This is a genomic window from Marinifilum fragile (genome assembly GCF_963677365.1).
Taxonomy (GTDB): domain Bacteria; phylum Bacteroidota; class Bacteroidia; order Bacteroidales; family Marinifilaceae; genus Marinifilum; species Marinifilum fragile.
The window spans coordinates 4,747,216-4,773,097 of sequence record NZ_OY781962.1; the positions used below are offsets into that span (position 1 = coordinate 4,747,216).

The following is a 25,882-nucleotide window of genomic DNA, read 5'->3' on the forward strand; positions in this document are numbered from 1 at the left end:
AGAGACGTAATATGTTGCGTTTCTGCGCAAATGACAATATAAGATGAACAGAAATATTTTTAAATTACTAGTCGCAATTTTAATTGTTGGTGGAACAATTGGGAATGCAAATGCACAAAAACGCAAAACTTTAGATACTCCAAATACGGTTATTTATGCTTTACCGCAAACAGTATTGAAAGTGAATGTAGTGGCTGAAAAAACAATCATGAAAAGAGGACCATTTGCCGACTATGCAGAAAAATACCTTGGAATTTCAGATGTTGTAACCAGCGATGGCGTGGAGTGGAAACTAAAGTCGATAGAACTAAATGGAGTGGGTGAGATTGATCCTGAACAGTACTATAAAATAACTGCTTCAGTAGATTATGAACCAAGTTTAATTTCTTTAACTCCTGAAGGATTGATTCGTGGATTTAACGTGAAGAACTCTTCTTTTGAAAATGTAGAAAAAGAGATAATATCTCTTTCATCTGATGAAGTTAAGATGGAGTATGGAAAATTTTCGATTGATCCTATTGTGAAGTATCGAAAGGATACTACATACAAAGTTGTTGAAACGGATACAGCATTTGTAAAAGTTCCTGTGTTGGAGAAGCAAGCTCTTATCAAAACGTTAGAGGAAAAAGCTGAAGAAGCTGCTCACCAGATTTTTAAATTGAGAAAGAGAAGATTTAAAATTCTTACTTCGAATTATGAAGTACTACCTCCTGATGGAAAGGCTTATGAAGTATTGGTAAAAGAATTGGCAAAATTGGAAGAAGATTACATTTCGATGTTTGTGGGTAAAAAAGTAAGCATTCAGAAAGCTTATCAATTTTCATATGCGCCAAAGCAAGGTGAAAATGGCGGCGTTATTTTCAGAATGTCTCCACAAATGGGACCTGTTGGCGTGAATGATTTAGGTGGTCGCCCAATTCGAGTGGATTTTAAAAATTTAAATGTTACCAACGAATTGGCAATATTGCCAAGTGCTGGAGTTAATCCGCAAACTCAAATTGCATATAGAATACCTGGTATGGCCGATGTGTCCATTTCAAATGGCAAAAGTGTTTTACTAAAGAAGAGAATGCCAATTGCTCAATTTGGTAAAATTGCAAAAATGCCTGCTGAAGTTCTTTTAAACGAGAATTACAGCATTGAATTCTATCCGGATTTAGGTTCAATAAAGGAGGTGACAAAGTAATATCAGTTATCAGTAAATAGTAAACAGTTGGGATTACGAGTTTTGTTCGGATTTCCAATATCAATAAAATATCAGAACCCAAATCTCAAACTCCATAATTGGATTTTGGAATTTGGGTTTTGAAGCTTCAATAGTTTCTTAAAAAAACTTAATTCCTTATCACTTTTGCAATAAGTCTTTTTGCCTTCCTCAAAAAATATTACCTTTAGTGCTCTTAAATAATAAACACAAAATTTAACGGAGGAAATATATAATGAGCAAAGAAATTTTAAGCCTCGAGCCTAAAGCAATCTGGGAAAATTTTTATTCTCTAACTCAGATTCCACGTCCATCGAAGCACGAAGATGCGATTCAGGATTTTATGATGAAATTTGGTCAGGACTTAGGTCTTGAAACCATTAAGGATGAAGTTGGTAATATCATTATCAAGAAACCAGCTACTCCAGGTTACGAAGATCGTCAAGGTGTTGTATTGCAAGGTCACTTGGACATGGTTCCACAGAAAAATGCTGATACAGTTCATGATTTTGAAAAAGATCCGATTACTGCAATCATTGATGGTGAGTGGGTAACAGCTGAAGGTACTACTTTAGGTGCTGATAACGGTATGGGTGTTGCAGCTGCAATGGCTATTCTACAAGCTAAAGATATTGAGCACGGTCCAGTTGAGGCTTTGTTTACTGCTGACGAAGAAACAGGTATGACAGGTGCTTTTGGTCTTCAGAATGATGTTTTAGATGGTGATATCCTTTTAAACATGGATTCAGAAGATGAAGGTGAACTTTATGTAGGTTGTGCTGGTGGTATCGATGCAAATGTCACCATGAAGTACAAAGAAGAGAAGTTGGAAAAAGGACATGTTGCTTACAAGCTTTACATGAAAGGTTTGAAAGGTGGTCACTCAGGAATGGAAATTATTCTTGGTCGTGGTAACTCTAACAAGTTATTGTTCCGCTTCTTGAAGTATGCTACTAAAAACTTTAAGCTGAAATTGGCTTCGGTTGATGGTGGTTCGCTTCGTAATGCAATTCCACGTGAGTCTTTCGCAGTAGTTGCTGTACCTGAAAAATACAATGAGAAATTCTTAGCTGCAATTGCTGAATTCGAAGCTACTTACAAAGCAGAATTGTCAGCTGTTGAACCAGATTTGGCATTCTTTGCTGAAGCAACTGATGTACCTAAGAAAGTATTCAAGAAAAAATCTCAGAAGAATTTAATTAACGCTATTTATGCTTGTCCTAATGGTGTTATTCGCATGAGTGATGATATGCCAGGATTGGTTGAAACTTCATTGAATCTTGCACGTGTTTACAGTGAAAATGGTGTAATTATAATCCAAGCTTTGATTCGTTCATCTGTTAATTCAGCTAAAGAAGATTTAGCTCAAATGGTTTCTTCTACTTTCGAAATGGTAGGTGGAAAAGTGAAATTGGAAGGTGAATATCCAGGATGGAAACCAAATATGGAATCTCCAATCTTGAAAACCATGCAAACAGTTTATAACGATAAGTATGGTAAGATTCCTGAAATTAAAGCAATTCACGCTGGTTTAGAGTGTGGTTTGTTAGGAGCTGTTTATCCAAAATGGGATATGATTTCATTTGGACCAACTATCCGCTTCCCTCACTCTCCAGATGAGAAAGTGAAGATTGATACTGTGGCTAAATTCTATGATTTCTTAATTGAAACTTTGAAGAATGTTCCAGTAAAAGAAGCTGTTGAGGCATAATTAAAAGCAATCAGATATGTGAAAGGACGTACATTGTACGTCCTTTTTTACGTTAGATTTATCGTGTTTCTAATAGACTTAGCCTTGCTGCGTATCTACCTAAATCTTTTCAAAAGAAGGAAAATCACCAAATAAAAAAGACTTCCAACACCACTAGCAACAATTAAGGAGCCAAGAGAAAATTGCAAGTAGTTTTCACCCAGTGTTTTTAAATTCATTAAATCGGGAACTTCTGTTTGAAAATGTCCTGTTAGTACAAAAGCTCCGGTTTGATAACCAGCAATAAGAATTAAAGGAATTATTGGTGGAATGCTACTAATATTAACCGTTACCAAAACCAGAACTTTGTTAAGGCGCAGCAAAACAGCCAGCGATAAAGCCAATGCAGTTTGGAATCCCCAGGTTGGAGAAAAAGCAATAAATGCTCCCAATGCTAAGGAAAGAGCAATTACTGAATTGGAATTGTTGGATGCCGTTATTTCTGCAACAATTGCTTTTTTAATTCTCGAAGGTCTAAATTTTTCGATGTATGTTTGATAATTCATATCTACCCAATTTCTCTTTTCCAAGAAATAAATCGGAAATTAAAATGTTTGGCTATAATACAAATGAAATTCTTTGGTTTTACTCTAGCCTTATTAGATTGTTAAGTATTCAATAATGATTATTCTTAACAGCTTACTGCTAGCTTATAATGGTTCACTGTTTGCTATTCATTGTTGTAATCCAATTCCCTTCAGTTGTCAGAAAATCTTTCATTAAATTGACTGTCATGCATGAGTGAACGGGTAATATTCCAATAAGATCGCCGATTGTGAATTGATCAAACAAATCATCGCTGCAACGAATAATTCCATGCTCTTGTGATAATTCTGCCAAAAAACCTCCTCCCAGTATTTCACTCCAACCATTTTCAGTTATTCGAACCAAGCTACCAAACAACTTTGTTCCTTCGTCATCGGCCTCAATAAATTCTTTAGAGAAGTGAATGCCACCGCCATGAATCACCAACTCATTTCGATCAATATTTCTGGCTATAATCGGACAGGCCATGGCAACTGCAATTTCGTTTTCTTCGCACGAACCTAAAACATATTGCATGATATCATAAAAAACAAAGTTACCTGGTCGAAGCTCATCAACACCGTAGAATTCCTCGCTTATGCTACATGCAGGAGTATCGCCCAAGGAAATTTCGATATTTGGGATATCTTTTCGGAATACATCCTTTAATTCATTTAAATCAAGTAATGTTTTACTGTGGTTCTTATGAATTTCATTTTGATCGCTAGCCTTGTAATTATGCCCTGTATGAGCCAGGAAACCTCTACAATTCAACTTTTCAGTTTCCTTCATCAAATCAGTGAGAATTTTGATAGATCCAATTGCTTCAGCAGGAATTCCACTTCGGTGATAGCCTGTATCTATCTTGATAAAAATGCCTACAGGATGTTTCAATTCCGATTCCAAAAAGAGAATGGCTTCTCTCGATTCAACGACCAGATTCAATTGAATTTTTGAAGCCAATTCGTTAATTAAATCAATTTCACGAACATTAACAGGAATGGCTACAGTAATATCTTTCCAACCATGATTGGCAAAATATGCTGCCATATCCATTGACGAAACGGCAATACTTTCAACACCTTTTTCTTTGAACCAATTTCCTACTTCAGCAGATTGATGAGTTTTAAAGTGCGGACGCAATCGTGCATTGGCTCTTTGTGCCCTGGCAATCATTGCTTCGATGTTGGTCATGCATTTTTGCTTGTCTAACAATAAGGTTGGGCGAATTATTTTTGAGTCTAATTTATTCATCAGGTCTTTGTCTAGTGAAAGTAATACAGGTTTAAAATCTATTTAATTTTTGCTCTGATATTTTTAAGCATACCGTCTCTCAAATCGAGCAAGTTTTCAGATATTCCAACCTTGTAGATGTGTGGACTGATAAAGCGTTTGTGCTCGTCTGGCAATTGATTAAATCTCTGTTTTAGGTATGCATTGATTTCTCCTGGTGTTTTATTTTCAATTAAAATTTCCCCCTTTTCCATTACCTTTTGGGTCAACTCTTCGGCTCTAAAGTTGGTAACTTCAGTATTTTTGTCTTTATGAAATGGATGGTAAATTTTGTTTGCTGCTTCTTCATTAGCAAGCAAAATTCCATCTCTGAAAAACTTCCCATCCTGATCGAAATATCGTATCAATTTCTTTCTTCCAGGCATTGTTATTTTTTCAATATTCTCAGATATTTTCAAACGAGGAATTCCATTGTTTTCAACCAATTTGTACACTCCATCCAAAGCGCCTGTATCCTTTCCTGTTACCAATTCGGTTCCAATGCCATAACCATCGATTCTTGCTCCTTGTTCGTTCAAACTTTTAATCACGTATTCATTTAACTGATTTGAAGCAAAAATTTGAACATAGTCCAAACCTTCATCGTCAAGCATTTTTCTGGCTTTTTTACTCAAATAGGCCAAATCACCGCTGTCTAATCGAATGCCGATTAGTTTATTTCCATTTTCTTCTAATTCCTTTGCTACAATGATTGCATTCGGAATGCCTGATTTTAATGTATTGTAAGTGTCTACAAGAAGAACAGTACTTGTTGGATTTATTTCTGCATATTTTCTAAAGGCTTCCAATTCATCCTCAAAACTTTGTACCCATGCATGAGCTTGAGTTCCACTTACGGGAATATCGTAATTGAACCCGCTGTAGACATTGGATGTGCTATCTGCACCTCCTATTACTGCAGCGCGTGAAGCATGAATTCCTCCCAAACCTTGAGCTCTTCTCAAACCAAAATCAGCGAAAGCTTTCTCTCCAATTACATTTCTTATTCGACACGCTTTGGTTGCTATTAGCGATTGAAAGTTCAAATAGTTAAGTAGAAGCGTTTCAATTAGCTGAGCTTCAATAATATTTCCTTCTACACGAACGATTGGTTCATTGGGAAATACAATTTCACCTTCGCGCACACTATAAATGCTGGCATTAAACTTAAAATCCTTCAAATAGTTTAAAAACTCTTCTCGTAAACCAGACTTTCTTAAGAACTCAATGTTTTTATCATCATACTTGAAGTTTTGTAATATTTTCAAAAGATCGTGAAGGCCGGCAAAAACAAGGTATCCGCCTTTATATGGATTCGTTCGATAGTAGTAATCAAAAACTGTTTGTTCTTGTTCTTTACCACTTAAGTAATAACCTTGTGCCATGGTTAGCTCATAATAATCAGTATATAAGCCAGCATTTCCTGTTAAAGTGTTCATCCGTTTATAATTTCATTTTGTTGTCGGATGTAAGCCGCAAGATTAAAATAATCATTGTCTTATATATTTAATAATTATTTTAATCTTACTCGTTTCATCAGATTTAATTAAATAAAAATCACATCAAATATAGGGATTATCTGCCTTACAAACCTGAAATGTGGAATCAATATAGATAAGTTAAAAATGTTTTGAGGTAATTTGTTACTATCTGTATTAATCCTAAATTAGCAACCTTTTAAAAAATTAAACAACAAAAACTTATAAAAATGGTAATGACTGCGCAATTAAAAGAATCTATTAGAGATTCTAAATCGGCCAGATGGTTTGTTTTAATTACAGTATCTTTTTTGATGCTTACCGGATATTTCTTTACAGACATCATGTCACCTTTACAAGGAATGTTGAGAGATCAAATGGGCTGGTCTAATTCAGCTTATGGTACATTTGCAGGATCTTATTCAGCATTAAATGTATTCTGTTTGATGTTAATTTTCGGAGGTATTATTCTTGATAAAGCTGGTATTCGCTTTACAGGAACCTTCTTTGTTGGAGTTATGATTGTTGGAGCATTCTTTAATTATTATGCAATGACTGATACGTTCAATAATGGAGGTATAGGATATGCATTTTTAGATTCATTTTTGACAGATTACCCACCTTCACTTAAGATGGCTATGATTGGATATTCATTGTTTGGTGTAGGGGTTGAAATTGCTGGTATTACTGTTTCTCGTATCATTGTAAAATGGTTTAAGGGAAAAGAAATGGCATTGGCAATGGGATTAGAAATGGCTTGTGCTCGTGGAGGTATGTTAATTGCATTCTCTGCTTCACCATGGATGACGGGTGCTGATAAAATCATTACACGTCCATTGGCATTTGGAGTAATTCTTTTAATTATCGGCTTGTTGGCATTTTTTGTGCATAACATGATGGACAAGAAATTAGATGTTGAGGTTGCTGCTGATGATTCAGTTGAATCTTCGGAAGATGAATTTAAAATATCGGATGTATTCTTGTTGTTCAAGAATCCTGGATTTATCTTGATTGCACTACTTTGTGTATTATTCTATTCGGCAGTTTTCCCATTTACCAAGTTTGCTCCCGATTTGATGGTGCAGAAATATGGTTTTGCTGAAGAACTTTCGGGAATGATTGTTGGACTTCTACCAATTGGAACCATGGTGTTGACTCCAGTGTTTGGTGCATATATGGATAAAAAAGGAAAATCAGCAAGTATCATGATGTTAGGATCATTGTTATTGATTTTCTCTCACGTAATTTTTGCTTACCTACCAGGAAACACTGCTTTTGCATTTGTTGCAATGGTTGTTTTGGGATTTGCATTTTCATTCGTTCCTGCTGCAATGTGGCCATCAGTACCAAAAATTATTCCTGAATCTCGTTTAGGTTCTGCTTATGCAATGATCTTCATGATTCAGAATGTTGGTTTGATGTTGTTCCCTATGTTATTAGGATATGTATTGGATCAGTCGAACAAAGGATTAGTTGAAGGCGAAGCTCTTAACTATACCGATTCGATGACCTTAATGGTAGGATGTGGTATTGCAGCTCTTATTGTTGCTTTCTTCCTACGTTCAATCGACACCAAGAAAGGATATGGTTTGGATCTTCCAAATATTCAGAAATAATTTGATACCATTTCTGATTAAATATTAAAAATTGGAATAGTGCTGATGGAGAATTACAATCTAGTAACAAATGCAGTGCAATTACTGGGTATTTAAAAATCTTTTGGTACCAATCAAACATATTATGAAAGTCGCCTAATGGGCGACTTTTTTTGTACCTCATGTTCTATCATGAATTCAGTCATTTGTTTTTTAAGTCATTAATCTTAATTTAGTGGGCTACTAAAATGATTAATAAAAGTTTAACCCTAAAATTTTAATAATGACAGACGCTATTAAAAAGACGTTGAGAGAAAACGCAGGTGCCCGTTGGTTTGTGTTAATTCTCGTTTCGGTAACCATGCTTATTGCGTATACCTTTATGGAGGTGCTTTCTCCTCTTCAAACACTAATTCAAAGTACTTACGGATGGAGTGGTACCGACTGGGGATTGGTTACAGGTGCTCAGGGATATCTGAATGTATTTGCATTCATGTTGATATTTGCAGGTATTGTACTGGATAAAATGGGTATTAAATTTACCGCAGTAGGATCTGGTTTGGTAATGATTATTGGTGCTACTATAAAGTATTATGCATTTGCTCATAACTTTGAAATGGGCGCTACAATTATTGGAATTGATGCTAGAGTTTTTGTTTCAGCTGCGGGTTTTGCTGTATTCTGTGTTGGTGCCGAAGGTGCTGGTATCACTGTATCAAGAATCATTGTAAAATGGTTCAAAGGAAAAGAGATGGCCTTGGCTATGGGTACAGAAATGGCATTGGCTCGTTTAGGATCATTTCTTGCATTGTTTGGATCACCACGTTTAGCAGATGCTTTTAGTATTCCTACAGCTGTTTTGGTTGGTACTTTGGCACTTTGTATTGGATTAATTCTTTTCATTGTTTACTGTGTAATGGATGTGAAATTGGATAAGCAAATAGAGGATGAGGCTGAAGAAGAGGAACCATTTAAAATTGCTGATCTTGGATTAATTATTAAGAGCAAAGGTTTTTGGTACATTGCTATCCTTTGTTTGTTATTCTATTCTGCAGTATTCCCATTCTATAAATTTTCATCAGGTTTGATGGTGAATAAGTTTGGTATTGATCCTTCAACAGCAGGTGATATTCCATCTATTTTGCCATTTGGTACAATCCTGTTAACACCTCTTTTTGGTTTTGTTTACGATAAATTAGGTAAAGGTGCTTCTATTATGATTTTAGGAGCTGTGCTGCTTGTAATTGTTCATACCATTTTCTATTTACCTGCACTTACTGCAACTTGGGTTGCTATTGCTGCCGTAATCCTTTTAGGAATTGCTTTCTCATTGGTTCCTTCGGCAATGTGGCCATCGGTTCCAAAAATTATCCCAGAGAAACAATTGGGATCGGCTTATGCTTTGATTTTCTATGTACAGAATATTGGTTTAATGTTAGTTCCAATTCTTTTAGGTGTTGTTTTGGATAAAACCAATCCAGGTGTAAACGAGAAAATTGAAACTGCAATTGCAAACTTCAGAGCAGAAGGTGTACCTGCTAACGAAATTTCTGCCAAGGTTCAGGGATTAAGAGAAATCGGAGAGATTCCAATGTTTGATTATTCTTCAACCTGGTTGATTTTTGTAGGATTAACGATTCTTGCTACCATTTTTGGTTTCCTATTGAAAGCGGAAGACAAGAAGCAAGGTTACGGTCTTGAATTACCAAACATTCAGAAATAAGTGAATTAAGATATTGTTTAAAACCGTCTTGAACGCTATGTTTAAGGCGGTTTTCTTTTTATCCATTATTGTGATTTTGAGAATAGAAACTGCATTAGCCTAATAATAGAGACTGTATCAGCCTAAGGATGCTCATTGCATTAGCCTAATACCCCAAGCCAGGGTATTTTAATACCTTAATCTAAGGTAGACTATTTATTATGCCATATGAAAAAGCTTTTGTATTTTCGGTGCTTCTTATAACTAACACTAAACTAATGAATACAGAAGCTTTAAAAACCTCCTTGCGAGATAATCCTTTTACTCGTTGGGCAATGTTGCTTACAGTCGGATTTGTTCTTGCAGCAAATTATTATTTCTACGATGCTTTATCACCATTAAAATCAACCTTAACCAGAGAGCTTGGATTCGATAGTACCGATTTTGGTCTGTTTGTCTCGGTATATTCTGTGCCCAATGTTTTTTTATTGATGGCAGTTTTTGGGGGAGTAATACTTGATAAACTTGGCATTCGTAGAACTGGATTCATGTTTATCGCATTTATGGCATTAGGAGCTTTGCTTACTGCTTATGGAGCCAGTGATATGTACCGCAATGAAGGTTTAGGCTACGCTTTTATGTCATCTTTTATGCCTGGATATTCACCAGAGCTAAAAATGATGTTATTGGGTCGATTCTTGTTTGGTTTAGGGGCGGAAACCAGTATTGTTGTAATTAGTAAAATCATTGTAAAATGGTTCAAAGGAAAAGAGCTTGCTTTGGCATTTGGTGTAAAACTAGGTTTGGCTAGAACAGGTTCTATGTTGGCATTAATGCTTTCACCTAGATTGATTAATGCTGAAGCTGGGTGGACTGTGGCAACATGGTTTGCAGCTTTCTTTGTAACTACAGCACTTCTTGTATTTTTGATTTATATGATGTTCGACCTGAAGTTGGACAAGCAAGTTGAGAAAAGTACACTTGAATCTAAATCCGATCCATTTAAGTTTTCAGATCTTGGAAAATTGATTACAAATCGATCGTTTATTTTTGTTACACTTTTGTGTTTGACCTTTTATTCAGCAGTGTTTCCATTTTTTGCATTTTCAGCAGATTTCTTTAAAAACAAATTCGGTTTAACTGAAATCCAAAGTGGTGATATTGCAGCTATGATGCCACTAGGAACCATGTTGTTTACTCCTATCTTTGGATTCTTTGTAGATAAGTATGGGAAGGCAGCATCCTTGATGATATATGGTTCATTAATATTAACAATTGTACATCTCACTTTTGCTTTTACCACAGTTACTCCATATGTTATGATGGTGGTTTTGGGCTTAGCATTCTCGTTAGTGCCAGCAGCAATGTGGCCTTCTGTTGCTAAAATGATTGATGAAAAGAGAATTGGATCAGCATATGGTTTCATGTTCTCAGTGCAGAACTTAGGTCTTTGGGCTTTTCCAATTTTAGCAGGAATGATTTTAGATGGAACAAATCCTATAGGGACAGAAAGTTTAGATTATACTTATGCGATGATCATGTTTTCTTGTCTGGGAATTGTTGGATTTGTCTTTGCTCTTTTGTTGAAGCGAGAAGATAAGGTCTCAGGATACGGTTTAGAGTTGCCCTCGAATAGTAAATAGAGATATTTCAATATAGAAAACGAAGCTGTCAATGATTTGACAGCTTTTTTTTGTGTCTGAAATTTAGTCTATTGAATAAAATATAATAAGGAACAATGAATTTTGAGTAGGGTAATATTCTACATCTTCGTTTTATTAGTAGACAAAGCTTAGAATTGCTCGCAACCTTTTTGTTAAAGATGCATCTGTAAAATAAAAATCTACCTTATGAAAGTACGACTAATTTATGCTGCTATAACATTGTTCTCATTTGTTTCCTGTTCTACAGTATCGAATACATCAAGAATAAATTCCAAATTGATAAACAATAAATACGATAATCAAATTAGCATGGAGTTTATAGGAAATGACAATTGCTGTGTAGAAATGAAGAATTGCGAAGGTGTTTGGAACCGTGAGAATAAAACAATCTACCTGACAGGATTAATTGCAAACAGTGATTGTCTGGATATTGCTGAAGAAATTAGTATTGGAGTACAAGGGATTGACTTGAATAATATTAAGTTTCCTCATGTAGTTCGTGGTGAATTTGATGAATCGGGTTATGTATCCTGGTATAATGAACAAGAGGTACAAAGGGAAAGATATTTTTGTAATAAGACTGGAGTTTGTGAATATCAGGGCAATGTAAAGAAAGACAAGATTAAACTTACACTAACTGGATTTGAGAATAATGTATTATACGGAAGCTTTGAGGGACGAATTTTTCTAAAAGGCACTGGTAAGTTGAAATTTGTGAAGACAAGTGAATACAAGGACATCAGCAATGGAACCTTTAGTGTAAACCTAACTAATGAGCAGTTTAAAAATCGAACGAATTATTTGGTAAATAGATAGACCGAAATTCAAATCATCCGGGAATTAATATTGAATCGATTTGTCGGACAATTTCAGGTTGTTCGTGTAGTATAAAAAAATCCCGCTTTTTGGCGGGATTTTTATGCAATATATATTGATCTTAGTCAATCATTCTGTCAATTGTTTGTGCTCGGTTAGGACCTACCGAAACAACTTTTACAGGAACTCCTGTTTCTTTCTCAATGAAATCAATGTAGGCATTAAATTCTTCTGGGAATTCATTTTCGTGAGTCATTGAAGTCATATCAGTTTGCCATCCTTTAAATTCAGTATAAACTGGCTCAATATCTTCGGTCATTTCGTAAGGAACGTGCTCTACTTCTTTGCCGTTTACTTTGTATGAAGTACAAATTTTAACGGTTTCAAAATCATCCATTACATCTGATTTCATCATGGTTAATTCAGTTACTCCATTAATCATGATAGAGTACTTTAAAGAAACCAAATCTAACCAGCCACAACGTCTTGGACGACCTGTTGTAGATCCGTATTCGTTACCATTGTCTCTTAATTTTTGTCCGTCCTCGTCGAACAATTCAGTAGGGAATGGTCCCATACCAACACGAGTACAATAAGCTTTAAAAATACCGATAACATTACCAATTCTGTTAGGAGCAACACCTAAACCAGTACAAGCACCAGCACATACAGTATTCGAAGATGTTACGAATGGGTATGAACCAAAGTCAATATCCAATAAAGTACCTTGAGCACCTTCCGCAAGAATTGATTTGTTTTCTTTTAATGCGTCGTTTAGGAATTGTTCGCTATCGATGTGTTGGAATTCGCTAAGAACTTTAATTCCTTCGAACCATTCTGCTTCGTACTCTGAAATATCATAGTCGAACTCATAGAATTTGTCAAGCATCTGACGGTGCTTAGCAACCAGAAGTTCGTATTTTTCTTTAAAGTTACTGTTAATGTCACCAACTCTTAACCCATTTCTACCAGTTTTGTCCATATAAGTTGGACCAATACCTTTAAGAGTAGAACCGATTTTCGATTTTCCTTTGGCAGCTTCCGAAGCAGCATCAAGAATTCTGTGAGATGGCAATATTAGATGTGCTTTCTTAGAAATGAATAAAGATTTAGACAAATCAATACCCAATTTTTTAATTCCTTCAATCTCCTTTTTAAAGATTACAGGATCAATAACAACACCATTCCCAATTACATTGATTTTATCATCACGGAAAATTCCAGATGGGATAGTATGTAAAACGTGTTTTATCTCGTTAAATTCTAAGGTATGTCCTGCATTTGGTCCACCCTGAAAACGGGTGATAAGATCGTACTTTGGGGTTAGTACATCCACAACTTTTCCTTTACCTTCATCTCCCCATTGGAGGCCTAAAAGCACATCAACTTTCATTTTGTCTAATAATTTGATTTAAATCTTATAATCTAATTTACCGGACCGAATTCTTATTTTTTTCGGATTTATAAAACGGTTCGGATTTGTTGTTAAATCTTGAAGGATGGTTACAAGTTTTAACAGTCAAAGGTAGTAATTATTTTGATATGGCTTTGAAGAAAATTTAGCTTGTTGATAAAATGTACAGATACAAAAAAACCTCTTGCTTTAAGAGGTTTTTAGAGAAATATGATTGTTGATAAATCTAGTTGTTTTCTAGTTTTCTACATTCCTGACAAGTTCCATAGATGTATAAAGAATGGTGTGAAACCTTGAAGTCCATATCATCAGATACATTTCTTCTAACATCATCAAGTCTTGTATCACAGAATTCTAATACTTTTCCACATCGAGTACATATTAAGTGATCGTGTTTATTGCTATCGTAAGCCTTTTCGAATTGAGCAATATTTTTACCAAATTGGTGCTTGATTACCAGCTTGCAATCTAGAAGCAAATCTATAGTATTATAAAGAGTTGCTCTACTTACGCGATAATTTTTATTTTTCATAAAAATATAAAGCGATTCAATGTCGAAATGGCCTTCTCGTGAGTAGATCTCATCTAAAATAGCATATCTTTCAGGGGTCTTTCGGTGTCCCTTTTTCTGAAGATATTCGGTAAACATCTTCTTAACAATTTCTTTGGTGTCCTCGTTGCTCATATCTTAAAAATAACCTAGGTGTTATCTAATCTAATTTAAAATAATGGGTCTAAAATAGTAATTTTTTTTAGAAATAGAATGTTATTTAGAATAAATTTTCACTAGGAATATTCTTCGATATTTTCGATACGTTTCACATTATCAAGGCCTTTGATCTTAATGAGTTTCACGATGAGATTGTTAAGGTCTTCGGTATTGTGCACGTAAAGGTGAATCAATCCTTCGAAAACTCCATCGTGACTTTCGAAGTGAAGCGATCTCATATTTACATCATGATCTTTGGAAATAATGTTGGTTACTTCGTTTACAATTCCAATCTTATCAATACCTGAAAGCTCGATAACAGCAAGGAAAGACATTAATCTGTGACTGGTCCAATCGGCGGCTAAAATACGATCTCCTTGACTTGACATGAGTTTTAAGGCATTCGGACATTTGCGCTTATGAATGGTTACATTATTGGCCATATCTAAATAACCAAGTACTTCATCACCAGGAATAGGCTTACAGCAAGTGGCAATTTTGTAAGACTCATTGGCAGCCATTTCACTAAGCATAAAAGTCTTTTTCTTGTCAATGGTCGGCTTCTCATCCTTAACAGTTTCTTCTACTGGTTCTTCTTCTTCAAGTTCCTCTTTTGTGTTGTTTCCAAAAAAGTTAAGTCTCCAATATTTAATGAATTTACTGCGCGATTTTCTGCGAACAACACCTTCTATGTCGTTGATATCGATTTTGCCCATACCAACCTTATAGAATAATTCTTCTTTACCAGATAGCTTATAGTGCTCAAGCATTTTACGGAGAGCTTTCGCATTTAACTGAAGGCCAACTTCCAAAAGATGATCTTCTAACATTCTTGCTCCCTTGCTCGTATATTCTTTCCTCTCTTTTTTAAAGGCTGCCTTTATTTTTGATTTGGCTTTTGCTGTAACAACAAACTCAGTCCACTCGTGTTTGGGTGATTGTTTTTCAGAGGTAAGAATTTCCACCTGATCGCCACTTTTCAACACATGGCTAAGAGGAACCAATCGATGATTTACTTTAGCGCCAATACACTTGTTGCCAATATCCGTATGGATTTCGTATGCAAAATCTAGGGTGGTAGCATTCTTAGGCAGAGTTTTAATATGACCTTTAGGTGTGAAAACCTGAATTTCATGAGAAAACAGATTTAGTTTAAACTCATCTAAAAATGCCATTGCATCGGCTTCGGGATTATCGAGAATTTCTCTCACATCGTTTAGCCATTTATCAAGTTCCGAATCGGTTGAACCTTCAGTATTGTATTTAGAATGAACAGCAAATCCTTTTTCTGCAATATCGTCCATTCGCTCTGTTCTAATTTGGAATTCAACCCACTTGCCTTGAGGTCCCATTGCGGTAACATGCAAGGCTTCGTAACCATTTGCTTTTGGAGTGCTAACCCAGTCGCGAATGCGTTCAGGTTTTGGCTTATAGATATCAGTAATCAGGGAGTAAATATTCCAACACTGATTTTTTTCAGGAATGCCTTCTTCAGGTTTAAAAACAACACGAACCGAAACCATGTCATAAATTTCCTCCACACTAACATTTTGTGTTTGCATTTTGGTCCAAATGGAGTAGATGGAACGTGGACGATTTTTTATGGAACATCGGATGCTATTGTCTTTTAGCTTTACTTCAACTGGTGCAATAATTTGCTCAATAAGTTTTGCTTGTTTGACTTCCTGTTCTTTTATTTTCTCATGAATTAAGTTGTAATCATCAGGATGCTCATACTTTAAACTTAAATTCTCAAGTTCGGTTTTTATTGTATATAATCCCATCCGATGAGCTAAAGGAGCAAAAAGAAAAAGAGTTTCACCGGCAATCTTCATCTGTTTGCGCAATGGCATGGAGTTTAAGGTTCGCATGTTATGCAGGCGATCTGCCATTTTTATCAGAATTACACGTAAGTCATCTGATAAGGTGAGAAGCATTTTTCTGAAATTTTCCGCTTGCATTGATGTACTCTGATCAAAAACACCTTTAATTTTGGTTAAGCCATCAACGATTTGAGAGACTTTCTCGCCAAACAGATTTTCAATGTCTTCAACGGTATAATCTGTATCTTCAACCACATCGTGAAGTAAAGCTGCAACAATGGATTTTGTGCCAAGTCCCATTTCTTTGGCAGCAATATGAGCAACTTCAATTGGATGTAATATATATGGTTCTCCTGATTTTCTTCGCACACCTCTGTGAGCTTTCCATGCAAAATGGAAAGCTTTTTCAATCATCTTACGGCTCTCTTCTGTACGACTTCTTTTACAGTCTTTCAAAAGAGCTTCATAAGCATCAAGCACTAATTGTTTATCTTTTTCGGTTTCAACGTTCATAAATAAACTTGAGTTCTCTTCTTTGTTAATTTTAGTTGTAATCTTTAAATGTAGCGAAATCTAATTATTTTTTAATGCTTTGGTAGGCTTAAAATTGTGCTATTTTCTGCGTAAACCTTCATTAAAATGTCTTTTAAGCCAAATTGCTTATAATTTATCCTATGATTTAATCTGTTTGTTAAAAACCATAATTTTTTAGATTGAATTTCTGCAATCTTCTGGACCACAAACAACTAATTTAAGATCTTCTTCTTGAAAATAATTGTTTGCAATGGTCTTAATTTTTGCAGCGTCAACCGTTTTTAATTCTTTTATAAAGTTCTGATAGTAAGAGTTATCTAGTCCAAAAGGTAGGTTTCCTTTCAAACTTTCTGAAAGAGCAAACGGACTATCAAGATTACGAAGCATTTCACCAGAAATGTAATTTTTAACCAAATTCAACTCTTCGTTTGATACCAATTCCTCTCTTAATCTTTTAATTTCTTTAAAGATTTCATCAATTGCTGCTTTGCAAACATCACTTCCAACTTCGGTTACAATTACAAAGTGTCCTCCTTTTAAATGAGAGATGATTATGGAATTAATTCCATATGTATATCCTTTGTCTTCACGGATATTTTGCATCAAGCGTGAACCAAAATATCCTCCAAGAATTAAATTGAAAAGATGTAGTGTGGTATAATCTTTATGCGTTTTGTTGAAAATAGGTCGACCTATACGAATACAAGCCTGCACGGCATCATCCTTACATACAAAGCTTTTATTTTCCTTTGATAATTGGATCTCGTGTTTTGCATCAATCAAATGATCCTTTTGGGGCCAAGTTTTTTTACCAAACAACTCTTCCAATTTGTTGATAACAGATTGATCTACTTTTCCTGCAATGATAATTTTACAGTTATCAGGAATGTAATGCGTTTTATAGAATTCTTTAACCGTATTGATATCTAATTTATCGAACTCTGATTCATCAAAAATATTCGAGTAAGGATGTTGTTTTCCATAGATTAGGCTACTGAACTCATCTTTTGCAAGCACATTTGTTTTTTGATGTTCAATTTGAAATCTCTGTTTCTTATTCAAAAGAATAGTTTCAAATTCCTTTTGTGGGAAAATGGAATCTTTAATTAGGTTTTCGGTTATTTCCAGAGTCTCCGAAAGGTATTTGTTTAATGTGTACAAACAAACACTTGCATCGTGTTTGGCCGCAGAAAAACCAATGTATGCTCCATAAAAGTCGAACTTTTCTGCAATTTCAGCAGCATTGTACTTGCTGGTTCCCTCGTTAAGCATACTGTTGGCCATGCTTGCAACAAGAGGTGAGTTTTGATACCATATTCCAGCATCAAAAATGAATTCTATTTTTAATACATCCTGACTTCCTCCATTAATTACATGTACTGGAATATCATTGCTCAGGGTATATCTTTTATCTCCAAGAATTTCTATACTATCAACAGTTTTAAACTCAGGAGCAGTATTTCTATATAATTTTTCCATTCCTATTTTTTTGCGTGATAATATAAAGTCGAACAATTCTCTTTTCTGAAAAGTTTTGCTGATGTGTTTAGTATATCATCAATGCTTACTTTACGATATTTCTCTACCTCGGTGTTGATATCATTCGCATCGCCAAGTAGTTCGTGTGTCGCAAGATTCATAGCTTTGTTTAAGTAGCTGATTTCGGAAAATACAAGACTCGATTCAATCTTGTTTTTAACCTTTTGCAATTCGTAATCAGTAACCTTTTCTGTGGCAATCTTATTTAATTCTTCCCAAATTGCAGCTTCAGCTTCTTCAAAAGAAACTCCTTCGCTTAATTTGCCAGTTACCAGAAATAGTCCAGGTTCAAAATCACCAGTAAGATATGCATCAATAGAAGAGAACAAGTTTCTTTCTTTTATCAGTTTCTGAAAAATTCTAGATGATTGACCATTTGATAAAACATCAGAAACCAAATCGGTAGAGTAGAACTCATCATCAATTCTTTTTCCCATGTGGAAAGCCATATAAATAGCATCGAATGGAACATTGCGTTCTAAATGTAAAGTTCTTAATTCAGTTTGTTCCGGTTCTTCAGGGAGATTTCGCTCAGCAATTTCCCGACGTTCAATTGGTCCGAACCATTTTTCTGCCAAGTGTTTTACATTCTCTGTTTCTACATTACCAGACACCACAAGTATTGCATTGTTTGGCGCATAGTGCTTAAAGAAAAATGCTTTGACTTCATCCAGTTGTACAGTTTCGATCTGTTCAATTGATTTTCCAATTGTTGACCATTGATATGGATGCTTTTTGTAAGCTAATGGGCGTAAATGCAACCAAACATCACCGTAAGGTTGGTTAAAATATCTTTGTTTGAACTCCTCAATTACAACATTTCGTTGAACCTCCAAGCTTTTTTCACTGAAAGCCAAACTCAGCATTCTGTCAGATTCCAACCAAAATGCAGTTTCCAAATTGTCTTTAGGAACTGTAAGGTAATAATTGGTTACATCGTTGCTTGTCCATGCGTTGTTGTCTCCGCCAACCAATTGCAAAGGTTCATCGTAATTGGGGATGTTTACAGATCCACCAAACATTAAATGCTCAAATAAATGAGCAAAACCTGTGCGTTCAGGATCTTCATCTTTTGAACCAATATTGTATAATAGGTTAACAGCAGCCATCGGAGTTGTTTCATCCCGATGAACAATGACTCTTAATCCATTTTCAAGTGTAAATTTATCGAATTCTATCATTTAGATATTGAATTTGGCTAAGCCAGTTAATGCTTCCTTATATTCGGATTTTATCTCACTCACAATTTCTTCTACCGATTGGATTTTGGAAATCAAGGCTGAAACTTGTCCAATTTCCAATTCTCCTTCTTCCAGGTTTCCTTCAAACATGCCTTTTTTAGCACGTCCTTTTCCTAAAAGCTCTCTCATTTCTTCCTGCGATGCACCTCTGCATTCAGCATCATTTACTTGTTCAAAGAATTGATTTTTAACCAAGCGGGTTGGAGCCAGCTTTTTCAATGCCAATTTTGTTCCGCCTTCGCCCAGTTCAATTACTGATTTTTTAAAATCAATATGTGCTGAAGATTCTTCGGATACTGCAAAACGAGTTCCCATTTGTACTCCATCGGCGCCAAGAACCATTGCGGCCAACATGCTTTGTCCTGATCCAATTCCACCAGCCGCAATCACAGGAAGAGTCGTAGCTTTTCTAACCGAAGGGATTAGTGCCATTGTTGTTGTTTCCTCTCTGCCATTGTGCCCGCCAGCTTCAAATCCTTCAGCAACAATAGCATCAACTCCAGCATCTTCACATTTTTTAGCGAAGAATGCGCTTGATACGACATGAACAACAGTAATTCCATGCTCTTTTAAAAAAGGTGTCCATTTCTTAGGACTTCCGGCCGAGGTGAATACAATTTTCACTTCTTCCTTAATGATAATGTTCATGATTTTATCCATTTCAGGATAAAGCAATGGAACATTAACACCAAATGGCTTAGAAGTGGTAGCTTTTGCTTTTTGAATGTGCTCTTTGAAAGTTTCCGGGTGCATCGATCCTGCTCCAATTAAACCAAGACCACCTGCATTGCTTACAGCAGATGCCAATTTCCAACCCGAACACCACACCATTCCCCCTTGCACAAGAGGAATTTCTATTCCAAAAAGAGATGTAATTCTATTTGTCATTATATTTTATTCTATTAGTATACAAGCAAAAAAGACACAAGAGCATTGTATTTTTCTTGTGCCTTATTAGATGATTTGTTTGATTGCAAATTTAGAAAAATTCTTGATAAGAATAAGATGTTGAAGTATGATTTTAAGCATACAAGTATTGGTAATGAAGCTTTTTATTCTCTTATTCTTTAGATTAATTATAGAATATTGAATTCTCATTAAATATTAGCTCGATTTGTGCAAAGGTTCTTGTTTCTTCCAATCAATATTACTTTTTTTATGCTGGAAAGCATTAATGGAGGATTAATCATTATCAATCAAGTGGTTTTGCTTGGTTTTATAAGTTTATCGAGTGAAGAAAAAATCATTATTAAGACGTTTTTTAGTTTGGCGCTTAAAGCATGTGAGCGATCGTCAATTTATCTCTTTTATGGCGGTGCTTATCGGCATAACATCGGGTATCGGTGCAGTAATTATTAAAAACTCGGTACACTTTATCAGTGAGCTATTACAAAACAATTCGTCAGATCAGTATCAGAACATCCTCTATGTAATTTATCCTACCATTGGTATTACAGTTGCTGTATTATTTATCAAGTTTGTGATTCGACGTCCCGTTCGACATGGAATACCAAATGTTCTATACAGCATTTCCAAGACCAATGGACAAATCAATCGCCACAATATGTTTTCCTCCATTGTTACATCCGCGTTTACGGTGGGATTTGGTGGATCGGTTGGATTGGAGGGGCCAACTGTTGCGACAGGTGCAGCTTTGGGATCGAATATTGGGAGATTGTTTCATCTTAACTACAAACAAATTACTCTGTTATTGGGGTGTGCCTGTACTGGTGCAATGGCCGCTATTTTTAAAGCTCCAATTGCTGCAATTGTATTTGCAATGGAAGTAATTATGCTTGACCTAACCATGTGGTCTTTGGTTCCGCTTTTACTTTCGTCAGCATCAGCTGTTGTAACTTCTTATTTCTTCTTGGGTATGGATGTTTTATATCCTTTCGATGTAGAGGAAGGTTTCGTTATGACAGATTTACCATATTACATTGCACTTGGTATTTTTACAGGATTGATAGCTACCTATTTCACCAAGTCGTACATGTTTATCAATTCAATTTTTGATAAGATAGAAAATACATACAAGAAATTGATTTTTGGTGCATTGGCATTAGGGGTAATTATTTTCTTCTTGCCCTCACTGTATGGGGAAGGGTATCATGCAATAAATGCATGTCTTTCCGGTGATTATTCATATCTCTACAACAACTCATTTTTTTATGCCTTGCAAGATAACTTTTGGGTGTTTGTTGCTTTAATGGCAATGGTCATATTCTTTAAAGTAATAGCCGCATCAATCACCTTTGGAGCTGGCGGAGTGGGAGGTATTTTTGCTCCAACTTTGTTTATGGGTGTAAATTCGGGAGTTCTGTTCGCAAAAGTTGTGGGCTATTTTGGTTTAAGAGATTTGCCAGTAAATAACTTTGCCTTGATAGGAATGGCAGGAATGATCGCTGGTGTTTTGCATGCTCCATTAACAGGTCTATTCTTGATTGCAGACATTTCGGGAGGTTATCAACTGTTTGTTCCCTTAATGATTACGGCTACTATTTCCTATGCAACCGTTAAAACTTTTGAGTCTCATTCGGTTTATACCATTCAGCTTGCAAAACGAAAAGAATTAATGACTCATGATAAGGATAAGAATGTTCTTTCGCTTATGCGTGTTACCAAGTTGATTGAGAAGAATTTTAATACCGTTGATTCGGAAGCAACACTTGGAGATTTGGTTAAAATTATTGCAAAAGCTCAGCGTAATATTTTTATCGTAATTGATGATGAAAACAATTTTCAGGGAATTGTAAAACTGGATGATATTCGTGAAATCATGTTCCAGCCAGAAAAATATGATAGTGTTTTTGTTCGTGATTTAATGGTGGTGCCGCAAGTAGTAATTCAGCACGATGAATCGATGGCTGATGTTGCCAGAAAATATCAATATTCCGATAAGTTTAATTTGGTTGTGTTAAAAGATGGAAAGTATTGTGGATGTGTTTCACGTGCTCAAATTTTTTCAACTTATCGTAGGATGTTGAAACATTTCTCAGAGGATTAATGTACACTTAATTTAAATATCAATTTATATCGGTTTTAAAAGCAAACGTTTTCTTAATTGTAGAAAGAAAGTTCTATTGAAAAAATCTTGCAAAAAGAGTTCTTTGTTTCCAATTATCTATTACTTTTGCACTCAATTTTTGAGGGATGTTTACATGACAGTAGGTTCTAAATGTTCCAAAATCAGCAAAATACATAAACTCCAACTAACCGGCTGGTAGTTTTATGTAATTTATCCTAAGGCCGCCTGACTTCTGCAGCCATCCGACCTTTTTAATTTATGTATGTGGAATAGAAAACTTGATTCGGAGCAATGAAGAATAAAAGTTTGCTTTCTCGATTTTTAATTTGGAGAGTAAAAAACATAAAAGAACGACAGTTCGTTTTAATTTTGAGTTTTTTGGTTGGAGTGGTAAGTGGTTTGGCTGCACTGGTACTCAAAAATACAATACATTTTACACACCATTTTCTAACTCACCGATTGCATGTTGAGTCTGCCAACTTGTTGTATTTGGCATATCCTGCTGTAGGTATATTTTTAACTGTACTGTTCGTAAAATTCTTTGTTAAGGATAATATTGGTCATGGGGTGTCAAGAATCTTATATGCCATATCAAAAAAGAACTCTCTAATAAAATCTCATAACAGCTATTCTTCGGTACTTGCGAGTACTTTAACCATTGGTTTTGGTGGATCGGTGGGAGCAGAGGCTCCGGTAGTGTTAACTGGGGCATCAATTGGTTCAAATCTAGGAAGAATGTTCCACATGAACCAAAAAATCATTACCCTAATGGTAGGTTGTGGAGCAGCAGGAGCAATTGGGGGAATCTTTAAAGCGCCAATGGCCGGAATGGTATTCACCTTGGAAGTTTTGATGTTGGATTTGACCATGGCTTCCTTAATTCCACTATTGATTTCATCAATTACAGGTGCTAGTATAGCTTATTTCTTTATGGGGAAAGGCGTTTTGCTTTCCTATCATGTAGCAGAGCCATTTGTAATAGGTAACTTTCCCTATTACATTCTTTTGGGTGTATTTGCTGGGCTTGTTTCGCTTTATTTCACTCGATTTTCAATGTATTTGGAAGGTCAGTTTGATAAAATTACCAACTGTTATCGAAAAATGATGGTTGGTGGAGTTTTATTGGGCATTCTGATCTTTTTATTTCCTCCTTTGTATGGCGAAGGTTATACTACGATTCAGGCTTTGTTGGATGGAAATCACACCCATTTGGTAAACAATAGTATCTTCTATTTTTTAAAAGATAACTATTGGTTGTTGTTGGGATATGTTGTGTTGATTTTAGGATTTAAAGTGATTGCATCAACAGTTACCACAGGCAGTGGTGGTGTTGGAGGTATATTTGCACCTTCGTTGTTTCTTGGTGGAGTTTCAGGATTTTTTGTGGCCCGATTCATTAACGGTTTCAATTTTATCAAATTATCAGAAAGTAATTTTACTTTAATTGGAATGGCAGGAATGATGGCTGGTGTTATGCATGCTCCGTTAACTGCTATATTCCTGATTGTTGAAATTACCGGTGGATACGAATTGTTCATCCCAATCATGGTTACGGCAACAATTGCTTACTTGACCATTATGTATTTTGAACCCCATTCCATTTATACCAAACGTTTGGCCAGAAGAGGGGAATTGATTACTCACAATAAGGATAAAGCTGTTCTTACTTTAATGAAATTGGGTAAGGTGATCGAGACAGATTTGAAAAAAGTAAGTCCTGATGCCACATTAGGAGAGTTGGTGAAAATTATTTCCCACTCGCAGAGAAATATTTTCCCCGTGGTAGATGAGGATGATAAACTATTGGGAATTGTTCTTTTGGATGATATCCGACACATCATGTTTAATCCAGAGATGTACGATGAAACGTATGTAAGAAATTTAATGATAATGCCGCCTGCAATTTTAGATGCCAATGCTCCAATGGAAAAAGTGATGAGGAGATTTGAAGAAACAGGAGCTTGGAATCTACCGGTTACGCAGGATGAAAAATATTTGGGATTTGTATCCAAAGCCAAAATCTTCAATGTTTACCGAAGGGTTTTGGTACACTTTTCAGATGAATAATAGTTTTATTTTAGATTAGTTTAGGTTAGATAAAAGCTTGCTCAGTTATGAGTGAGCTTTTTTCTTGATTTTGAGGCTTGGAATTTGAAAAATGGATTTTAATAATATTTACATTTGCAGCAATAAACTATTAATCATGAACAACAAACATTACAAAACCATCGATCCTGAAATCTGGAAAGGAAGGATAGATGATGAGGAGGATTACGATGCTTTTCGTTGGCATCAAATAGTAAAGCCAATTGATTTACTAGATTCACAAACAAAGACTTTAAATGGCTTTGGTTTATTGGGTTTTTGTTGCGATAAAGGTGTTCAACGAAATTTGGGACGTAAAGGAACATCAAAAGCACCCAACAGTATTCGAAAAGAAATGACAAATCTGCCGTGTTCTTTTCCAAAAGGCACCAATATATACGATTGTGGAAATATTGTAAGCAATGGAGTAAAGCTTGAAGAAGTACAAAATATACTATCCGAGGCAGTCTATAAAATGCTAAAAATGGGATTATTTCCATTGATTTTAGGGGGAGGACACGAAATTGCCTATGGTCATTATTTAGGAATTGAAAGATATTTGGCAGAGCAAGAAAATCAGGAATTAGGAATATTCAATTTGGATGCTCATTTCGATATGCGTCCATATCAAAATGGTGCAAGCTCGGGAACCATGTTTGCACAGATTGCTGATCGATGTAAAGAGAATGAAAAAGATTTTCGTTATATGGTTGCTGGTATCCAACAATATGGCAATACGGTTAGTTTGTTTAAAAAAGCCGATGATTTGGGGGTAAAATACCTAATGGCCAAAGATATTTCCAACGACAGTATGTTTGCAGTAGGGCAGGATATTGTTCGATTTACCAAGAAGCAAAAAAAGATTTACATGACTCTTTGTTCGGATGTAATATCATCGGCCTATGCACCAGGTGTAAGTGCACCACAACCTTTTGGATTACATCCCGAAATTATTGTGAAACTGATTAAAACCGTTATTCAATCAGGAAAGGTAATTAGTTTCGATATTGCCGAAGTTTCTCCACGTTTCGATGAGGACAACCGTACTTCGAAATTGGCTGCGATTATCATTTTTGCAGTCATCAACTCGGTAGTCGAGTTTGGTTCTGCTTCGGATTGTACTTGTTAGATAAACATATATAGCCTGGCTGAAATGCCAGGCTTTTTTGTATTCGTGAATAGTTGCTTTTTTCTTAAAAATCTCCTATTAGGTTTTTCCTAATTAACACCTCATTTTCTTTGAATGTCTATTTTTAGAGGGATCTAGGATTATTTTTCTCTAGCCAGACTCTCGCCGAGCAAAAAGTTGATCATCTGGCTCGCCCCAGAGGGTCAAAAAATCAAAAATTGACCTCCTAAATTGCGCCAGAGGTTCGCCAAGCAATTTTTTAAGCTTCAAAATTGCGCCAGCACATGGCTGAGAAAAAAATTAACCTGCTGGCTTGCCGCAGGCGATCTATTTTCAGAAAATTGATGTCCTGAATTGCGCCAGAGGGTGAATTT

At 35.6% G+C, this 25,882-nt stretch carries 18 protein-coding genes; 9 read left to right on the forward strand and 9 right to left on the reverse strand.

All coding sequences use genetic code 11. The features are described 5' to 3' along the window. Positions 1–43 precede the first annotated feature (43 nt). Positions 44–1,186 carry a DUF4831 family protein gene (locus tag ACKPCA_RS19305; RefSeq protein WP_321280561.1) on the forward strand — a complete coding sequence of 381 codons (1,143 nt, stop codon included), beginning with the start codon at positions 44–46 and terminating at the stop codon, positions 1,184–1,186. A gap of 253 nt (positions 1,187–1,439) precedes the next feature. Further along, a complete protein-coding gene (locus ACKPCA_RS19310) occupies positions 1,440–2,915 on the forward strand; it encodes an aminoacyl-histidine dipeptidase (protein WP_054714654.1) in 1,476 nt (491 codons plus the stop codon). 95 nt (positions 2,916–3,010) lie between these two features. Here the strand turns inward: ACKPCA_RS19310 and ACKPCA_RS19315 are convergent, their stop codons facing one another. From ACKPCA_RS19315 to ACKPCA_RS19325, 3 genes are all read right to left on the reverse strand, one after another. Beyond that, the gene (locus ACKPCA_RS19315; RefSeq protein WP_321280564.1) at positions 3,011–3,460 is read right to left on the reverse strand and encodes a DUF2062 domain-containing protein; all 450 of its coding nucleotides are present in this window, start codon (positions 3,458–3,460) and stop codon (positions 3,011–3,013) included. Positions 3,461–3,614: 154 nt separating this feature from the next. Beyond that, on the reverse strand, positions 3,615–4,733 hold the full coding sequence (locus ACKPCA_RS19320) for an alanine racemase (RefSeq protein ID WP_321280565.1): 1,119 nt from the start codon (positions 4,731–4,733) through the stop codon (positions 3,615–3,617). 38 nt (positions 4,734–4,771) lie between these two features. Then, positions 4,772–6,190, reverse strand: a complete 1,419-nt coding sequence (locus ACKPCA_RS19325) for a nicotinate phosphoribosyltransferase (RefSeq protein ID WP_321280566.1) — start codon at positions 6,188–6,190, stop codon at positions 4,772–4,774. Positions 6,191–6,465: 275 nt separating this feature from the next. Between ACKPCA_RS19325 and ACKPCA_RS19330 the strand changes: the two genes are divergently transcribed. From ACKPCA_RS19330 to ACKPCA_RS19345, 4 genes are all read left to right on the forward strand, one after another. Beyond that, positions 6,466–7,845 carry an MFS transporter gene (locus ACKPCA_RS19330; RefSeq protein WP_321280568.1) on the forward strand — a complete coding sequence of 460 codons (1,380 nt, stop codon included), beginning with the start codon at positions 6,466–6,468 and terminating at the stop codon, positions 7,843–7,845. A 262-nt stretch (positions 7,846–8,107) separates the two neighbouring features. Beyond that, on the forward strand, positions 8,108–9,547 hold the full coding sequence (locus tag ACKPCA_RS19335) for an MFS transporter (protein WP_054714667.1): 1,440 nt from the start codon (positions 8,108–8,110) through the stop codon (positions 9,545–9,547). Between the two features lie 257 nt (positions 9,548–9,804). Further along, a complete protein-coding gene (locus ACKPCA_RS19340; RefSeq protein ID WP_321280569.1) occupies positions 9,805–11,169 on the forward strand; it encodes an MFS transporter in 1,365 nt (454 codons plus the stop codon). A gap of 207 nt (positions 11,170–11,376) precedes the next feature. Continuing rightward, positions 11,377–12,006, forward strand: a complete 630-nt coding sequence (locus ACKPCA_RS19345) for a hypothetical protein (protein ID WP_321280570.1) — start codon at positions 11,377–11,379, stop codon at positions 12,004–12,006. Between the two features lie 121 nt (positions 12,007–12,127). Here ACKPCA_RS19345 and ACKPCA_RS19350 read toward each other — a convergent pair whose 3' ends face one another. From ACKPCA_RS19350 to ACKPCA_RS19375, 6 genes are all read right to left on the reverse strand, one after another. Then, entirely contained in the window at positions 12,128–13,399 is a 1,272-nt protein-coding gene (locus ACKPCA_RS19350; RefSeq protein ID WP_054714676.1) for an adenylosuccinate synthase, read from the reverse strand. Positions 13,400–13,646: 247 nt separating this feature from the next. Next, the gene (locus ACKPCA_RS19355; protein WP_054714678.1) at positions 13,647–14,105 is read right to left on the reverse strand and encodes a Fur family transcriptional regulator; all 459 of its coding nucleotides are present in this window, start codon (positions 14,103–14,105) and stop codon (positions 13,647–13,649) included. Between the two features lie 101 nt (positions 14,106–14,206). Continuing rightward, positions 14,207–16,465 (reverse strand): RelA/SpoT family protein, encoded by a 2,259-nt coding sequence (locus ACKPCA_RS19360; protein ID WP_321280571.1) that lies wholly within the window; start codon positions 16,463–16,465, stop codon positions 14,207–14,209. A gap of 195 nt (positions 16,466–16,660) precedes the next feature. Next, a complete protein-coding gene (locus ACKPCA_RS19365; RefSeq protein ID WP_321280573.1) occupies positions 16,661–17,965 on the reverse strand; it encodes a M16 family metallopeptidase in 1,305 nt (434 codons plus the stop codon). 2 nt (positions 17,966–17,967) lie between these two features. Beyond that, entirely contained in the window at positions 17,968–19,206 is a 1,239-nt protein-coding gene (locus ACKPCA_RS19370; protein ID WP_321280574.1) for a M16 family metallopeptidase, read from the reverse strand. Then, complete coding sequence (locus ACKPCA_RS19375; protein ID WP_321280575.1) at positions 19,207–20,154, reverse strand: NAD(P)H-dependent flavin oxidoreductase; 948 nt, start codon at positions 20,152–20,154, stop codon at positions 19,207–19,209. Positions 20,155–20,575: 421 nt separating this feature from the next. Between ACKPCA_RS19375 and ACKPCA_RS19380 the strand changes: the two genes are divergently transcribed. The 3 genes from ACKPCA_RS19380 (at position 20,576) to hutG (ending at position 25,508) form a co-directional block, all read left to right on the forward strand. Beyond that, positions 20,576–22,273: a chloride channel protein gene (locus ACKPCA_RS19380; RefSeq protein WP_083464487.1), complete on the forward strand. Its 1,698-nt coding sequence runs from the start codon at positions 20,576–20,578 to the stop codon at positions 22,271–22,273. 312 nt (positions 22,274–22,585) lie between these two features. Beyond that, positions 22,586–24,361 carry a chloride channel protein gene (locus ACKPCA_RS19385; RefSeq protein ID WP_054714696.1) on the forward strand — a complete coding sequence of 592 codons (1,776 nt, stop codon included), beginning with the start codon at positions 22,586–22,588 and terminating at the stop codon, positions 24,359–24,361. A 136-nt stretch (positions 24,362–24,497) separates the two neighbouring features. Next, complete coding sequence (gene hutG / locus ACKPCA_RS19390) at positions 24,498–25,508, forward strand: formimidoylglutamase (protein WP_321280578.1); 1,011 nt, start codon at positions 24,498–24,500, stop codon at positions 25,506–25,508. Positions 25,509–25,882 lie beyond the last annotated feature (374 nt).

Bases quoted from the DNA above. Each gene is read 5' to 3' on its own strand.
- ACKPCA_RS19305 (WP_321280561.1), top strand. From the start codon at position 44: ATGAACAGAAATATTTTTAAATTACTAGTCGCAATTTTAATTGTTGGT.
- ACKPCA_RS19310 (WP_054714654.1), top strand. From the start codon at position 1,440: ATGAGCAAAGAAATTTTAAGCCTCGAGCCTAAAGCAATCTGGGAAAAT.
- ACKPCA_RS19315 (WP_321280564.1), bottom strand. From the start codon at position 3,460: ATGAATTATCAAACATACATCGAAAAATTTAGACCTTCGAGAATTAAA.
- ACKPCA_RS19320 (WP_321280565.1), bottom strand. From the start codon at position 4,733: ATGAATAAATTAGACTCAAAAATAATTCGCCCAACCTTATTGTTAGAC.
- ACKPCA_RS19325 (WP_321280566.1), bottom strand. From the start codon at position 6,190: ATGAACACTTTAACAGGAAATGCTGGCTTATATACTGATTATTATGAG.
- ACKPCA_RS19330 (WP_321280568.1), top strand. From the start codon at position 6,466: ATGACTGCGCAATTAAAAGAATCTATTAGAGATTCTAAATCGGCCAGA.
- ACKPCA_RS19335 (WP_054714667.1), top strand. From the start codon at position 8,108: ATGACAGACGCTATTAAAAAGACGTTGAGAGAAAACGCAGGTGCCCGT.
- ACKPCA_RS19340 (WP_321280569.1), top strand. From the start codon at position 9,805: ATGAATACAGAAGCTTTAAAAACCTCCTTGCGAGATAATCCTTTTACT.
- ACKPCA_RS19345 (WP_321280570.1), top strand. From the start codon at position 11,377: ATGAAAGTACGACTAATTTATGCTGCTATAACATTGTTCTCATTTGTT.
- ACKPCA_RS19350 (WP_054714676.1), bottom strand. From the start codon at position 13,399: ATGAAAGTTGATGTGCTTTTAGGCCTCCAATGGGGAGATGAAGGTAAA.
- ACKPCA_RS19355 (WP_054714678.1), bottom strand. From the start codon at position 14,105: ATGAGCAACGAGGACACCAAAGAAATTGTTAAGAAGATGTTTACCGAA.
- ACKPCA_RS19360 (WP_321280571.1), bottom strand. From the start codon at position 16,465: ATGAACGTTGAAACCGAAAAAGATAAACAATTAGTGCTTGATGCTTAT.
- ACKPCA_RS19365 (WP_321280573.1), bottom strand. From the start codon at position 17,965: ATGGAAAAATTATATAGAAATACTGCTCCTGAGTTTAAAACTGTTGAT.
- ACKPCA_RS19370 (WP_321280574.1), bottom strand. From the start codon at position 19,206: ATGATAGAATTCGATAAATTTACACTTGAAAATGGATTAAGAGTCATT.
- ACKPCA_RS19375 (WP_321280575.1), bottom strand. From the start codon at position 20,154: ATGACAAATAGAATTACATCTCTTTTTGGAATAGAAATTCCTCTTGTG.
- ACKPCA_RS19380 (WP_083464487.1), top strand. From the start codon at position 20,576: ATGGCGGTGCTTATCGGCATAACATCGGGTATCGGTGCAGTAATTATT.
- ACKPCA_RS19385 (WP_054714696.1), top strand. From the start codon at position 22,586: ATGAAGAATAAAAGTTTGCTTTCTCGATTTTTAATTTGGAGAGTAAAA.
- hutG (WP_321280578.1), top strand. From the start codon at position 24,498: ATGAACAACAAACATTACAAAACCATCGATCCTGAAATCTGGAAAGGA.